This window comes from Acinetobacter sp. 797_lipA (genome assembly GCF_058243025.1).
In genome coordinates this window covers 17,381-30,787 of sequence record NZ_JBZAYQ010000002.1, presented here as the reverse complement: position 1 = coordinate 30,787, position 13,407 = coordinate 17,381, and the positions used below count along the sequence as shown (strand labels likewise).

Below are 13,407 nucleotides of genomic sequence, written 5' to 3'. Positions count from 1 at the left end.
GTTTCTTTTAATTTAAATTTCCTACAGAAATTTAATATTTTCAATCCTATCTTACCCTTTACTTGCTTATTAAAATATTAAACTAAGGATATTTTTGAAAATTTATAGCCAACTGATTTAACATAAATCTCTTATACGAAACGTGTTTTTAATATTACTTTAAGATCAGTATCTTATCGTTATTCATACCCTCTGGAACGTTCTCGTTCAACCGACTTGGAAACAAGTCGGTTTCTTTTTAAGCAAAACTGTAACTTTTAGCCAATAAAATTGATCAAAAAACATTCGTTTTTGCATTTTTTCCTGATTTCTCAAGGGTCACAGTTCAGAAATAATCCCCAATTTCTGCGGACAACTCTTGGGATAAAATAGGCCAACTTTGTAAGCTAAAACTTACACAGATTTAAGGTTTTTGCGGATTGGTAATTCAACGCATTAATCCTATGATGAATACATAAGGGAACTGGATGTTTCTAGAAAACAAGAATAAGAAAATAGCGCAAGGAATGGGCAGCACGAGATCAGTAAGACTAGCAACCCGATATGAAAAAGCCCGACAGGATGTCGGGTTTTTTTTATGGCTTAAATTTCTATAACTGAGTATTGATCTGATAGCGTGTATTACGTCCCCCACCTTCCAATTTGACGATACATTTTTTCTCAAGTAAGTCTGATAAATGGCGAGTAGCTGTTGCCTTACTAATTTTAGCAACCTTTTGATATTGTGAAGCGCTAATACCATGTTCAAAGCCATTTTCTCCACCGTCTAATAAACGATTTAGAACTTTGCGCTGTTCTTCACTCAGGGCTAAATTTGAATATTTATGCCAAAACTGACTTTTAAACAATGTTCGACTTATCTGCGCTAAGGTTTTTTCAAGGCTATCATTCAATGTATCTAAAAACCAAACTAGCCAATCGGTGATATCAGAATCATTTTTTTGAGTTTGTTCTAATATCTCATAGTAACTTTTACGTTTATTCAATATCGCAGTAGACATAGCATATAAACGAATGCTCTGTTCATCCATTTGAGCTAAAGAAAGGTCTGTAAGTGTACGTGTAATACGTCCATTACCATCATCAAAAGGATGTAGGGTAACAAACCATAAATGGGTAATACCTGCACGTAACAGAGGATCAAGCAATGAATCATTTAGGCTTTGATTAAACCAATCTATGAAGGCATTTAAGCGTTCTTCTAAGCCTTGTCTTGGCGGTGCTTCAAAATGCACTTTAGGATAGTCCAATCGACCTGAAACGACCTGCATAGGCTCTGCCCCCCTAAGTTGACCAATGCGTAAACGGTGCATTGTCCAATCTGGGTCATTGAAAAGCCAACGATGCCACTGCATGAGACGATTAACAGTCAATGGTTGCTTAACATCGTTAAGCGCATCTAGCATGATATTGGCTAAACCTTCTGATCGATCTGAGCTTGGATAAGGCTGTTCAAGTGTGACACCTAAGCGTTGAGCTAGAGATGATCGTAGTGAAAAAACATTGATCGTTTCGTTTTCAATCGCAGATGAAGCAACAAGATTGGCAAGCAGAGTATCTAGGGTGAATTGCTCTTTTGCTAAATCATGCTGACTTTGCCCCAGAATAATCCCTATTTTTTGATGTATCTGTCTGGTTTTAGGTAAGATAACTGAATCTAGCCATGTAAAATTTGTCCAGTTTTCTGCTTGCCAAATCCATTTCTGCATTTTCAATCGCTCATCTAAAATTTCAGATGAGTTGAATATAGCACTTATTCGGCTCATAACAAGAGCCGAATATGATAATTAATCAGCTCATTTTTTATAGGACATTTTAAATGGTTTATCGCATAGACATTTTAATTGGTGAATAACAGAAATATATCGGCTTTTTTATAAACAAACTTGATATGTTTTTCCAAAAAATAGAGATCATTTGAGAATATTTGTATTTTCTACTTTTAAACTCAATTATTTTTAGGGGGATGACCTGAGAGCTATTAGCTCTCGTTTCTTACAATGCGTATCGTATTGGTTTTAAAATACTATCTATAAAATTTTAAAAATTTTTCCACTTACAGTACTTTGAAAAAACATTTCAAAACTAGGTCGAATATCTTCTCCATCAACGGTGATATGTCTTATATTTGAGTGAGATTGCGTATCGGCAAAATGATGATCTACTGTTGCTTGAATAGCTTGTTTAACCCCAAACTGGTCTTTTACGTTGAGAGTCTGTTTAAACATATATATCCCCTTAATAAAATTATAGTGGCAGAAATCTACCCCAATTCTTAATACTTGTTGATGTTGGCTCTAAGCAACTTTATGACTTAATTTAAATAGCTGATTTAAAGAAGTGTAAAATGTACGGCCATCCAAATTTAAATCAACCTCGATTCCAGATGAAAGAAGGACTCTTTTACCTACTTCGATTTTTTTTGAACCTTGACGTGTATTTTGCATTTTATGAAGAGGAATTAATGAAACAATAATTTCAGTACCATTTTTAGATTTTGCAATTAAATTACTTAATTTCAACAAATTTCATCCTATTTTTTAGAAATATTTTAATTTTTAAAACAAATTTTGAAGTATAAAAAAAGCACTCATGAGTGCTTTTTATTACTGTCTATTATTACTTAGATAGCAACAATATTTACAGCATTCGGTCCTTTTTGACCTTGAGCTACACTGAATTCAACTTGCTGGCCTTCCATTAAGGTTTTGAAACCTGAACTTGCGATTTCGCTGAAATGAGCAAAAACGTCTGGACCTGATTCTTGTTGAATGAAACCAAAACCTTTAGTTTCGTTGAACCACTTAACAGTACCTTTAACAACATTTGAGTTTGACATAATATATCCTACTGATTTTTAATAATTTTTAGTCATTATATTGACCGATTATAACTTGGAAAATAATAAAGAATGAAACTTAAAATCTAAAAAACGAAGGATTATGACTAAAACTGCGATACTTAAGGAAGATTTACCGAAACGAGACTTTTTTTCTAGTTGAGTTAAATATACAGTAAAAAGAAAAATAATCAAGTTTTTTTAATAGTTATATTTATTTTTTTGATAAAAGAAAATTATATTTCATAAAAAAGCCTTATAGTCTCTCTCGGAACGGCTTTGTTGCACAAAGATTTGAAATGCAAAGCGCCCCTAATTGAGCCAAATTTAAGGCGTAACTTGGGTAAGTAGTCGACCTAATTCCGTAAATCTGTTAAGGACTGCTACACGTGCATGGATCTCATTCACTTGGCTATCAAAACTCCTTGCACTGAGTTTATCTCCTAATAATTTGATGCAATGCATCTTAGTTTCAACCAAACTTCGCCGATGATAGCCTGACCATTTTTTCCATAGTGTCCTGCCTAAACGTTTAATTGTTCGAAGTAATTCATTTCGCTCTAGCGAGCTACTCTTTGTATCTTTCCATGGTTTCGCATTTTTTCTAGGTGGAATCACCGCATGCGCTTGCCGATCTGCAATGACCTGACGGCATTGCTTGGTGTCATAAGCTCCATCGGTATAAACAGAGTTAATCTGCTCATCTTGTGGAATCTGATTAAGTAAATCACCAAGCACCTGTGAATCACTGACATTATTGGTTGTAAGCTGAACTGCTCGTATTTGTAGGGTTTTAGCATCTATACCAATATGAAGTTTACGCCATTGGCGACGATATTCAGGTCCATGTTTCTTGCGTTTCCATTCGCCCTCACCTAGAAACTTCATGCCTGTAGAGTCCATGAGTAGATGCAGCCCATCGCTACTTTTTTGGTAGCTGATTACAATATCAATATGCTTTTGTCTTCTACAAAGCGTGGTGTAATCTGGAGCTATCCAATTTAATCCGCAAAGTTTAATCAGACTTTGCACAAAGCCAGTGACCATACGTAAAGACAGACGGAATAAGGATTTAATCATTAAGCAGCATTGGATGGCTGCGTCGGAGTAGGTTTGATTTCGCCCTTGTTTGCCTTTTGATGGCGCATACCATTGCGTAGCAGGATCAAACCAAATGGCAATATTTCCGCGACTCATGAGTGCTCGGTTATATGCGGACCAATTGGTTGTGCGGTAGATTTTGTGTGTAGGCTTCTTCATTTAGAAATTATATCGCTGAAAAACCCTTTACAGATAGGTTTGTGCAACAAAGCCAATATTCAATCACCTCTGTTTTGTATAAGCCATTCACTGTTTCAGCCAAAGCATTATCGTATGAATCACCAGTCGTACCGACTGATGCTCGTAAATTTGCTGCTTCTAAACGATTGGTATAGCGAATGGAAAGATATTGAACACCCCTGTCGGAATGATGAATCACATTCTTTGGCATGCCTCGATCGTGCAATGCTTGCTCCAATGCATCGAGCACCATATCTGTATTCATTCGTGTAGATACTTTCCATCCAACAATTGCTCGTGAAAACACATCAATAATAAAGGCGGTATAGACCCAGCCTGAATGAGTTTGAATATACGTAAAGTCAGCAACCCACAGCTGATCTGGATGATCAGCACTAAAATTACGTTTCACTAAATCATCTGCTCTTTTTTGATCATCTCGGCTACGGGTGGTTTGTTTATTCTTACCTCGCCAAACACCTTGTATACCTAGCTTTTTCATTAATCGAGCAACAGTACAGCGTGCAATAATATAGCCTTCACGTTTCAGTTTTTGCCAGACTTTACGTACACCATACCGACCTGAACTTTCCTTCCAAATTCGTTTAATCTCCTCAGCATGATGCAAGTCATGTAAATCTCGCTTTGCTCGATGTTCCCTTGCGAAGCAATGCTTCTCATCGCAGAGATCTAGAGTCCGGTAATAGGTTGAAGCTGCGATCGGTAAAATCCTACAAATCGCATCAACACCATATAAGTCTTTATTGTTATGGATGAAATCCACCATTATTTGTGTGGGCGGTCGAGCTCCGCCTGGGCGAAAAAAGCGGCTGCTTTACGTAGAATTTCATTGGCACGCTTTAATTCTTTAATTTCACGTTCCATTTGCTTCATTTTTTCTTGATCATATATCTGTTGTACTTTAATAGGATTTTGCTGATCTAAATGCTTTTGATGCCAGGCACGAAGTGTTTCAGGAGTACAACCTATCTTGGGAGCAATAGCGGTGATCGCAGCCCAAGTAGAAGGATAATCTTTTTCAGATTCAATCAATAATTGAACCGCTCTATCTCTGATTTCAGGGGTATATTTAGGTTTTTTCATCGGAACATTCTCTCAAGAAAGTTAGTCTCCGACAAACCCGGTACGGTTCACTTTTCCACGCGATGAGCAGAAACAAAACGACTTATTTTGACTTCTCCTTGTTTATCCACAACTTTTTAAATTTGAATTTTAATCCCTGTTAGTAATATCATATTTAGACAAATTCTACTTCCAAACACGCCACTGTAGCGTAGGAGTATCACATGTCTAAGAAGTTGCCTATCTACTTCTCTGATGACGCATGGTCATCTTTGCAAGAGCTCATGGGTCCAGAGGGTAAGCCAAGCCCTACCATCAATACAGTTCTAGAGCAAATCGCTGTTCAAAATGAACTTGTTGAGAAATTAGGGTTAACCGCAGTACTACCCAAATCCAAAGTCTCAATTCCAGTCTCTTTAGAGCGCATTCCTGCTGGTCCTGCATTTAGTATCAAGGATGAACAAGATAAAGCACTCGATCTGAATGAATTCCTTATTCATAACCCTATTTCTACATTTATCGCTTACGTAGACAGTGAATCGATGCTTGATGCAGGTTTTGAGATTAATGATCCGATCATTGTTGATCGCAGTATAGAAGCAAAGCACTACGATATCGTAATTGCATTAATTGATAATAGTGCTTCGACAATTAAGCGGTTAATGATTACAAGCAAGATGTCTAAGTCTGAAATCAAAGAGATTTTCGGAGATGAAGACTACCCTCTTCCAGACCTTTGGTTAAAAGCTGAGAATCCTAGATACAATCACATCATTCCCAACGACAGTCAGACAATATCTATTTGGGGTGTAGTGACTTTTAATTTAAAACGTATTCATCACCGTTCATAAAAAGAAGAATAAAAATGAAAAGTGAAAATGAGATATTTGCGTTAGTTGACGTGAATAATTGCTACGTCTCGTGTGAACGTGTGTTTAACCCTGCCCTAAATGATTGCCCAACCATTGTGCTCAGCAACAACGATGGCTGTGCCGTGGCAAGAAGCCAAGAAGCAAAAGACTTAGGTATAAAGATGGGGGTTCCTGTATTTCAGATTCAGGATTTGATCAAACAACATAACATTCAGGTTCTCTCGAGTAATTTCTCTCTGTATGGTGAAATGTCCAGACGCTTTATGGAGCTTCTCGGGAGTTATGTTGCACCTGGAGAGCAAGAAGTCTATTCAATTGACGAATGCTTCCTAAAGCTCACAACGTATGAGCACTTATTTGACCTGACAGAATATGCGCAAGATATGAGAACTAAAGCATTCCAATGGTTAGGCCTACCCTGCTGTATTGGAATCGGTCGCTCTAAAACTGAAGCCAAGATTGCCAATCATTTAGCCAAGAAGAACAAGTATTTTGGTGGCGTGTGTAATTTAGTTCATATGGACCAGTGCTCTGCTGAGACTTTACTGGCGCAAGTCGATGTATCTGATGTTTGGGGAGTCGGCAGGCAGAACTGCAAGAAACTCAATGCTATGGGCATCCAGTCTGTTCTAGATCTGATTAACGCCAATCCTAAAGAAATTAAAAAGCAATTCAGCATCGTCATGGAAAAGACAGTACTTGAGTTACAGGGTTTGTCTTGTATCGACCTGACTGATGATGCAGTAGCCAAAAAGCAGATTATCAGCAGCCGTTCATATGGCAGCCCTGTGTATGAAGTGGATGATCTAAAGGCTTCGGTGCGACTCTATGTAGCCAGAGCAGTAAAGCGAATGCGTGATGATGGCTCAATCTGCAAGATGATTGGGGTTTATATTCAAACCAGTCGATTTGATAAGACTGAGCGTTACACTCCATACACCGTAGTTCAGATGCATGAGCATACAGACGACTGGTTACTTATCACCAAGGCTGCAATGAAAGGTATCGATCAGATATTTAAGAAGGGTTTTAAGTATAAAAAGGCAGGAATCGTACTTTTAGAAATTAAGGATAAATCCAAATTTGTGCCTGATCTATTCACGGACTATTCGCATAAGCAAGAGCGCGAAAAACTTTCAGATGTTATTGAAGCCATCAGTGAACGGTTTGGGAAGAATCTCGTTACGCTAGGCATTGCCAACAATCAAGAAGCCTCATGGCACATGAATCAAAACCTTAGATCACCATCGTATTTAACAAAATGGTCTGACTTACCTAGAGTAGGATAAAAACATGCACTTATTTAAATTAACTGACGAACAAATTACTCAACTCCTAATCCCGAAACGATTTGTACCACCTACTCCGCAAGAACATGAAGGCAAGAACATGGTTTATGTTTTTGATAGTGATGATAAGTTTGAACTGACTTATTATGAGCTGGTGGATATCATTAGCAAAGCGAGAATGGCTGGGCCGAAGTTGATACCTGTTTTAGGTACTGTGAATTAGATTGAGCAGAGGCGGCACGCCACTTGAATCATTATTTGATTGGAAGCGGATTTGGGCTGAGAATAATTTAGCTCAAATTTAACCTGACAGGCACACTATAAAATGGGTAACTGTCATATCGAGTTTGGACTACAACACTTTAGCTCAGCGATTTACCAATTTACACTAGTGTCTAAAATCCAGTGACGAAACTGTGATGCTAAAGCTTTTAAATTTCCCCTTTTTAAGATGCTTAGGCTATTTGATCCAGAGTTCATCTTCTTGCATCATTTTTAACATTAAATTAAATATAACCAGCGGAGTAACATTTTTTTTGTTAGAACCGACAACTCTTTGAAAACTAAATTTAACGGTTCGCTCAGGAGCACCCAAATTAACTGGGTAGTTTTGTTTTTCTAAATACAGATGATCTCCTAACATTGGCTCTATACCAGTAATAAAATTAACAATTTGTTGCTCATCACCTTTCATTCGGCATTGAAAATGTAGAAAATTCTTACGCAGTTTTCCAAGTAATAATAATATTTTAAGCGCCTTAAACATGTTCTTTTCTTTCAGTGCATCTTGCTGCCTATCATCTTTATAATGAAAATCAAGGAGAGGAATTATTTCATCTTGACGAGTCAGTTTTTTAGCCTTTTCGTAAAGTTCATCAAACCAACTCTCTTCTAAATTCTTACTATAAACATAATTCGTTTTTAAATTAAATTTTTGGCGATCCATCCATTTATTGCTCATCCATTGACATCGTTGCATCCATTCTTGAGCTTGAGTATCTTCGCTTAAACGACCTTCTCTAAAACTTATCAAACGTTGAAAAGGTGTCAGATTACTCTTCTCGATACTAAACTTCTTTTCTTGTCGGCCAGCAATCGTAACTGGCTGTGTTTGCTGATAAGAATTAAACCATTTCTGCTGCTGAGTATAACGATTTAGGTTTATGTAGTCTGTACTTGACTTCACTGGACTAAAACACTGTTCTAATACTTTTTTTGAAATGATACACGGCGAATTATAAATTCGATCGACTGCTAATAAATCCAAAACATGAAGGTAATTTGAAGCCGTTTGCTCAATACTGCTATGCCCCATCCAAGAGGCGAGCACCTGCCATTTATGTTGAATAATCTCTTCTTGAGCACGTGCTTTCATACCAAACAATAAATCCCTCATCTTTTTTGCTTTTACCCAAGGACAATCTGTGTAGGTCTTGATCATTTCTTTTGAACCGAGCAAAGTTATTGCTAGATAGTTAGCAGCACTGTGGCGTAATGTATGAAAACTAAAGCCATGATGCATACCTAATATTTGACTAAACAAATCTACTGTAATTTTGCTGATACATTGATCAGTTAATACACGATGATTCACACTAAAAAGTAGATCATCCTGCTGATTAACCAAATATTGCTCATAACGATGTTGTATGTAACGTTGTACTACTAAAAACTCATGTTCTGACAATGCAATTTTCAAAGGTATTTGACGATTTGCACTTTGCGTTTTCAGACGGCGATATGAATTGTTCTGAATATGAAGCGTGATATTATTAAAAGCTGTATTTTCTTTTTCTTTACAAAGTAACTCTGGGCAAATAATATCTTGTATTTTAAGACAACGAACTTCATTTAATCGAAGTCCAGTTCTATAACTTAGTAAATACATCAGCTTTAAACAACTCAGATGATCGACCCACTCTGATGCCGTTGGCTCTTGACTTAAATTTTCTAGTTTTTCCAATAATTTGCCAAATAGCAAAGGACTCACTAGCCGTGCATTGCAAATTTGTAAATGCTTAAAACTTGAATTCTGTAACACCAATACCCCTGGAGCATCATAATTCTCTATACAGAATTGATGAAAATCTTTTAGGCGACCAAAACGGTATTCTGCGCTTTGGTGCATCTTACGAGAGGTTTTTCCTTTCACCGAATCTCGTTGAACTGCTTTTTCATCACGTTCACTGCTGTATTTCAATAGCTGCCGATATAAATCCTCATAATCATCAATGGATTGTTGCTTTAAATCTAATTTATTGAGCCAAATCTCAAATATAAATTCTTTACCAAACGATCCTAAGTAGCTTTCAATAGTTGATAATTGAAGCCCTCGTTTTTTTAAATGCATTAACCAGTGAATTAAGCGTAGTTGAGCATCAATTAAAGACTTTTCCTCCGTATTAGCATCAACTATCTTCTCCTCTAACACCCTTCTGGTTTCTTGCCAAAAACGTAGCGTGCGTTCTTCTTTATTCCTCTTTTTATCTAAACGCTCAACTTTTTGACCTTTACGTTTCTTTTGATCAAACAACATCAACTCATACGGAATCGTTTGTAATTTGCTTTGAGCAGTCGGAACTTCCGGAAGTAACTGCTCTTGTTCAAAATGAATAGGGCGACTCTCTTGTTCTGTGACTTGATTGTAATCATTATTCCACAGCAATCTAAATTCGGATGGCCTTAAAGCGACAGTATTAATCTCTTGCTGAAGCACATTACTCAAAAATATATCTAGGCTAAGGTTTGGATTAAATTCGAGTACCATTTGCACATCATTAAATGCACGAAATCCACGGCGTTTAATTTGATATTGCAGATCCCCAAGACTTTTTTTCCTGCCTATCTTACTCAAGCTTTCTAAAATACAATCTTCAACTGAATGTTGCAGACGAAATTCTTTCTGAGTGGCTTTCAACTTTTTTAAATATTGTAAAATGAACTGCGCATATGGGTTAAAAAAAACATGTTTCCATTTGTACAACTTTCCCTGTTCTACATCGTTGCCATATTGAGAGTTTTCAACACGATAATGTAGTAACAATGGATTAGTGATCTTTTGATAATCAGAATGGTATAACCGAAAACAATTCAGATCTGTACCAAGCTCAATGGCATCCTGCAATTGTTTCTGAATAGTAATCAAATGCTGTTCATCTGCACAGCCTGAAATATATATAAAACTTAAGCATAAATTTCCCCATAAGTACTTCGGTTCATCCCAATATTCAAATGAATCTTGCCAATACTGCCTTAATTCCTTGACTACCAAAATATGTAGATGCCCCTGTTCTAATCGTGACTCTGTACTTTCAATTTTTCTAGGCAGTACTATCCGTTTCGTATGTGGATTTAGCTTAATTCTGTATGATTTTTTATCTACATTCTGGTTGAATTGCCTCCTTCTTTTATTAAATTCATCTTCAGTTAATTGCATCAGTTTTGATTGTTCGTCTCGGCTCAACTTTTGACTCAAACAATCAACACTATCTTTAATGTCATGCCATTTTTCAGCGATCTGCTGATCAAGTTTTTGCTGCATGTCTTTCGTCAATACTTCAGGTGAAGAAGGCTGTCTATCTAGCGACTTTTTCACCAATTTATGAATATCAACAAATAGATCATCTAGTTGCGGTTTTATTAGTTCTTTGATTTTTTGCATACAACTATTTTCGCTCTAAGTGTTTAATCGATAAAAATTTGACATTATCTTGCAATTGCTGGCGGGCTTGCTGTACATAGACATTCGGAATAAGTGAAGAATGCGGATGAAAAGCCTCTCGGTCACGTTGATCATGACCATAAAGAGCCTGTATTAAATGGAATGCTAAAGCAGTTTTTTCTTCTTTTTTTTCTTCTTTTTTTTCTTTTTCTTCTTTTTCTTCTGCATACATCAAAAAATTCATATCAAAATGACGTAACCAATTCGAATACATATTCTTTGGAAAGATTCCTTCCATATATAAATTTACCCAGTTTCGAGATAAAGGGATTAACTTAATTTTTCTGCTCTGCCACTCTTTGACAGTTATCGGCAAGATATCTTTACTATCAATGACCTTGCCAAAAAGATCATTTACAGTAATTTTCTTTGTAAAGACTTGTCTAAAAAACGAACCGTACGCTTCAATAATTTGTTCTAAAAAGACTGTGTAATTTTGCAGTGTTTTTATGAAAAAATCAGATAATGGGATAAAACGACCATCTTTTCTTGCTTTACTATTTCTTTTATCATTCACATATAAAAGCTTGAGCTCAACACAATAATCATCCAAATTCCCCAACAGGTTTTCTTTAGGCCGACTTGCCAAACTCAACAAGCTGATATGCCACATCCAACATGCGTATGCATTCAGTTGATTAATGATATGTTGATCTTTTTGAATATTTTCTTGGCAATGTTTATGTAAAAAAGCAAATTGCTCTTTCACAAAACTGGGTTCAAGTGCCAGTTGGCTCCCTATCCTTCCGATAGATAATGCAGATTGCACTTTGAATTGTTGTTGCAATATTTTTAGTTCAGCCGTGTCTTCAGTAAATTCCGAGGAATGTGGTGTAAGTGCTGTTTCTACAAAGGCTAGATATGTGCTACTGAGTTGAGCTTTCGGTAGCCCTCCATAATAGATACCAGGCATGTGATGCTGACTATCCCGCCCAGCAATTACATGAGCTAGATATTCATTATATGTTTCATAATATATATGAAAATATAATTGAGCCTGCAGTTTTTCAACAGTGATCGAACCTACAAACCGATTATCAAGCCAATTCTTAAGTTTTGTATTAATGTCTGTTGAAGAAATTATTGGATTCGATGCTTGTTCTATATAGTCAAACCAAGCAGAAGGTAAATGTAGTTGATGTGTCATCACTTCATTCCATCGCTCATCATTTAAGCTCTTAATCTTCTGCTCTGTAATATTAAGATTTAATTTGAGTAAATATTCGCGACGTCTACTTGAACCATTTTGAATCAACGTACCCTCCTGAATAAGGTCATTAAAATCCATCAGTGCAACGGGTGATAATCCCGTCAATAAAGACAATAAACAGGCAGCAGCGATCGCCGCATTCCTCGGTTGTCCTGATAATTCATCTCTTAGCACATAAACAATTTGCTTCAGTATATCTGGCGCCAAATAATGTGGATTTGTAATAAATGGCGCATGACGGCGTTGGCGATGCCGCGTGTAATACGCAGCATAATCACTAATTAAATGATTAAAATTTTTAGTTTTTTCATCTTCAGAGTATAATTCTACTTCAGTGTCCAATAACTCAATTTCACCATCTTCATCTTTGTAAAGAGAGGCATCATAAAAACTGATCTTTGCGTTATGTCCGATATCTTCATGCTTACCTGATTTTATTTCACGAAATTTTTTGAGTTCATTTTTAGTTGGCCATTCCAAAACTTTGCTTTTTTTTGACTTACGCTGACGATGAACTACACGACGATCATCTAGTCTTTTAAAAATTATTAATAGAGCCGATAAATACTCTATGACTTGTACTTGTTTGAAATCTTTAATATTAAAAAGTTGATTACGATCCTCTTTTTTCAAATTACGTTCGTACGTGACATAGCGATTTAGTAGCTCACTGCATTCTTGAAATAATTCAGCATGATTAGAATCCAGAACATATCGTGAGACATAGCGAAAGAGATCACAAACATGTTTTTGCTTATTCTCAGCTTTATCAATTTTTGCAAATTCTTGATACTGCCGATATGTTAAAAAACTCGCTTGCAAAATCAAATAACGTACAGACGACAACTCTTGAGTATTACTAATATTCGGACATGAAAAATAACTCAAAGCAGCCAAAAAAGAATACTTACCGATCTGTCTGGAGCCTGATATATAGCTATAAATTTGTTGTGCTAATTTGTATAGCGCGTAGACTTCTTTATACAAATCATCTGATAGATCAATAAATTGTGTATTCACAACATCATCATGTAACAGACAATAATCTTTTTGGAATTTTTCTGCTAAATCTAAAAAGTGCTCTTCTGCGTCAATCTTCGGCATATTCATTT

At 36.3% G+C, this 13,407-nt stretch carries 10 protein-coding genes, 1 pseudogene and 1 other annotated feature; of the genes and pseudogenes, 3 read left to right on the top strand and 8 right to left on the bottom strand.

Annotated elements, in window-relative coordinates; translation table 11 throughout:
* Positions 1-590: 590 nt before the first annotated feature.
* From AC4CU2_RS17580 to AC4CU2_RS17555, 6 genes and pseudogenes are all read right to left on the bottom strand, one after another.
* The gene (locus AC4CU2_RS17580; RefSeq protein WP_126039520.1) at positions 591-1,709 is read right to left on the bottom strand and encodes a Fic family protein; all 1,119 of its coding nucleotides are present in this window, start codon (positions 1,707-1,709) and stop codon (positions 591-593) included.
* A gap of 321 nt (positions 1,710-2,030) precedes the next feature.
* Positions 2,031-2,228, bottom strand: coding sequence for a hypothetical protein (locus AC4CU2_RS17575; protein WP_004637135.1), 198 nt, complete (start codon positions 2,226-2,228; stop codon positions 2,031-2,033).
* 69 nt (positions 2,229-2,297) lie between these two features.
* On the bottom strand, positions 2,298-2,525 hold the full coding sequence (locus AC4CU2_RS17570; protein ID WP_004637137.1) for a hypothetical protein: 228 nt from the start codon (positions 2,523-2,525) through the stop codon (positions 2,298-2,300).
* Positions 2,526-2,623: 98 nt separating this feature from the next.
* Positions 2,624-2,839: a cold-shock protein gene (locus AC4CU2_RS17565; RefSeq protein ID WP_004637138.1), complete on the bottom strand. Its 216-nt coding sequence runs from the start codon at positions 2,837-2,839 to the stop codon at positions 2,624-2,626.
* Positions 2,840-3,166: 327 nt separating this feature from the next.
* The gene (locus tag AC4CU2_RS17560; RefSeq protein ID WP_490769263.1) at positions 3,167-4,099 is read right to left on the bottom strand and encodes an IS5-like element ISAba12 family transposase; all 933 of its coding nucleotides are present in this window, start codon (positions 4,097-4,099) and stop codon (positions 3,167-3,169) included.
* 55 nt (positions 4,100-4,154) lie between these two features.
* Positions 4,155-5,224: pseudogene (locus AC4CU2_RS17555) on the bottom strand (IS3 family transposase); the annotation flags it as partial.
* Positions 4,833-4,949, bottom strand: a sequence feature (AL1L pseudoknot). It overlaps the preceding pseudogene by 117 nt.
* A gap of 203 nt (positions 5,225-5,427) precedes the next feature.
* Here AC4CU2_RS17555 and AC4CU2_RS17550 point away from each other — a divergent pair.
* The 3 genes from AC4CU2_RS17550 to AC4CU2_RS17540 are packed head-to-tail and all read left to right on the top strand — an operon-like array spanning position 5,428 to position 7,587.
* Positions 5,428-6,054, top strand: coding sequence for a LexA family protein (locus AC4CU2_RS17550; protein WP_004637145.1), 627 nt, complete (start codon positions 5,428-5,430; stop codon positions 6,052-6,054).
* A gap of 14 nt (positions 6,055-6,068) precedes the next feature.
* Positions 6,069-7,364: a Y-family DNA polymerase gene (locus AC4CU2_RS17545; RefSeq protein ID WP_000834353.1), complete on the top strand. Its 1,296-nt coding sequence runs from the start codon at positions 6,069-6,071 to the stop codon at positions 7,362-7,364.
* Between the two features lie 4 nt (positions 7,365-7,368).
* The gene (locus tag AC4CU2_RS17540) at positions 7,369-7,587 is read left to right on the top strand and encodes a hypothetical protein (protein ID WP_000550046.1); all 219 of its coding nucleotides are present in this window, start codon (positions 7,369-7,371) and stop codon (positions 7,585-7,587) included.
* A 237-nt stretch (positions 7,588-7,824) separates the two neighbouring features.
* Here AC4CU2_RS17540 and AC4CU2_RS17535 read toward each other — a convergent pair whose 3' ends face one another.
* Complete coding sequence (locus tag AC4CU2_RS17535) at positions 7,825-11,025, bottom strand: tyrosine-type recombinase/integrase (protein WP_314340329.1); 3,201 nt, start codon at positions 11,023-11,025, stop codon at positions 7,825-7,827.
* 4 nt (positions 11,026-11,029) lie between these two features.
* The gene (locus AC4CU2_RS17530) at positions 11,030-13,399 is read right to left on the bottom strand and encodes a hypothetical protein (RefSeq protein WP_490769262.1); all 2,370 of its coding nucleotides are present in this window, start codon (positions 13,397-13,399) and stop codon (positions 11,030-11,032) included.
* Between the last annotated feature and the right edge of the window lie 8 nt (positions 13,400-13,407).

Bases quoted from the DNA above. Each gene is read 5' to 3' on its own strand.
- AC4CU2_RS17550 (WP_004637145.1), top strand. From the start codon at position 5,428: ATGTCTAAGAAGTTGCCTATCTACTTCTCTGATGACGCATGGTCATCT.
- AC4CU2_RS17530 (WP_490769262.1), bottom strand. From the start codon at position 13,399: ATGCCGAAGATTGACGCAGAAGAGCACTTTTTAGATTTAGCAGAAAAA.
- AC4CU2_RS17565 (WP_004637138.1), bottom strand. From the start codon at position 2,839: ATGTCAAACTCAAATGTTGTTAAAGGTACTGTTAAGTGGTTCAACGAA.
- AC4CU2_RS17575 (WP_004637135.1), bottom strand. From the start codon at position 2,228: ATGTTTAAACAGACTCTCAACGTAAAAGACCAGTTTGGGGTTAAACAA.
- AC4CU2_RS17580 (WP_126039520.1), bottom strand. From the start codon at position 1,709: ATGCAGAAATGGATTTGGCAAGCAGAAAACTGGACAAATTTTACATGG.
- AC4CU2_RS17540 (WP_000550046.1), top strand. From the start codon at position 7,369: ATGCACTTATTTAAATTAACTGACGAACAAATTACTCAACTCCTAATC.
- AC4CU2_RS17535 (WP_314340329.1), bottom strand. From the start codon at position 11,025: ATGCAAAAAATCAAAGAACTAATAAAACCGCAACTAGATGATCTATTT.
- AC4CU2_RS17560 (WP_490769263.1), bottom strand. From the start codon at position 4,099: ATGAAGAAGCCTACACACAAAATCTACCGCACAACCAATTGGTCCGCA.
- AC4CU2_RS17545 (WP_000834353.1), top strand. From the start codon at position 6,069: ATGAAAAGTGAAAATGAGATATTTGCGTTAGTTGACGTGAATAATTGC.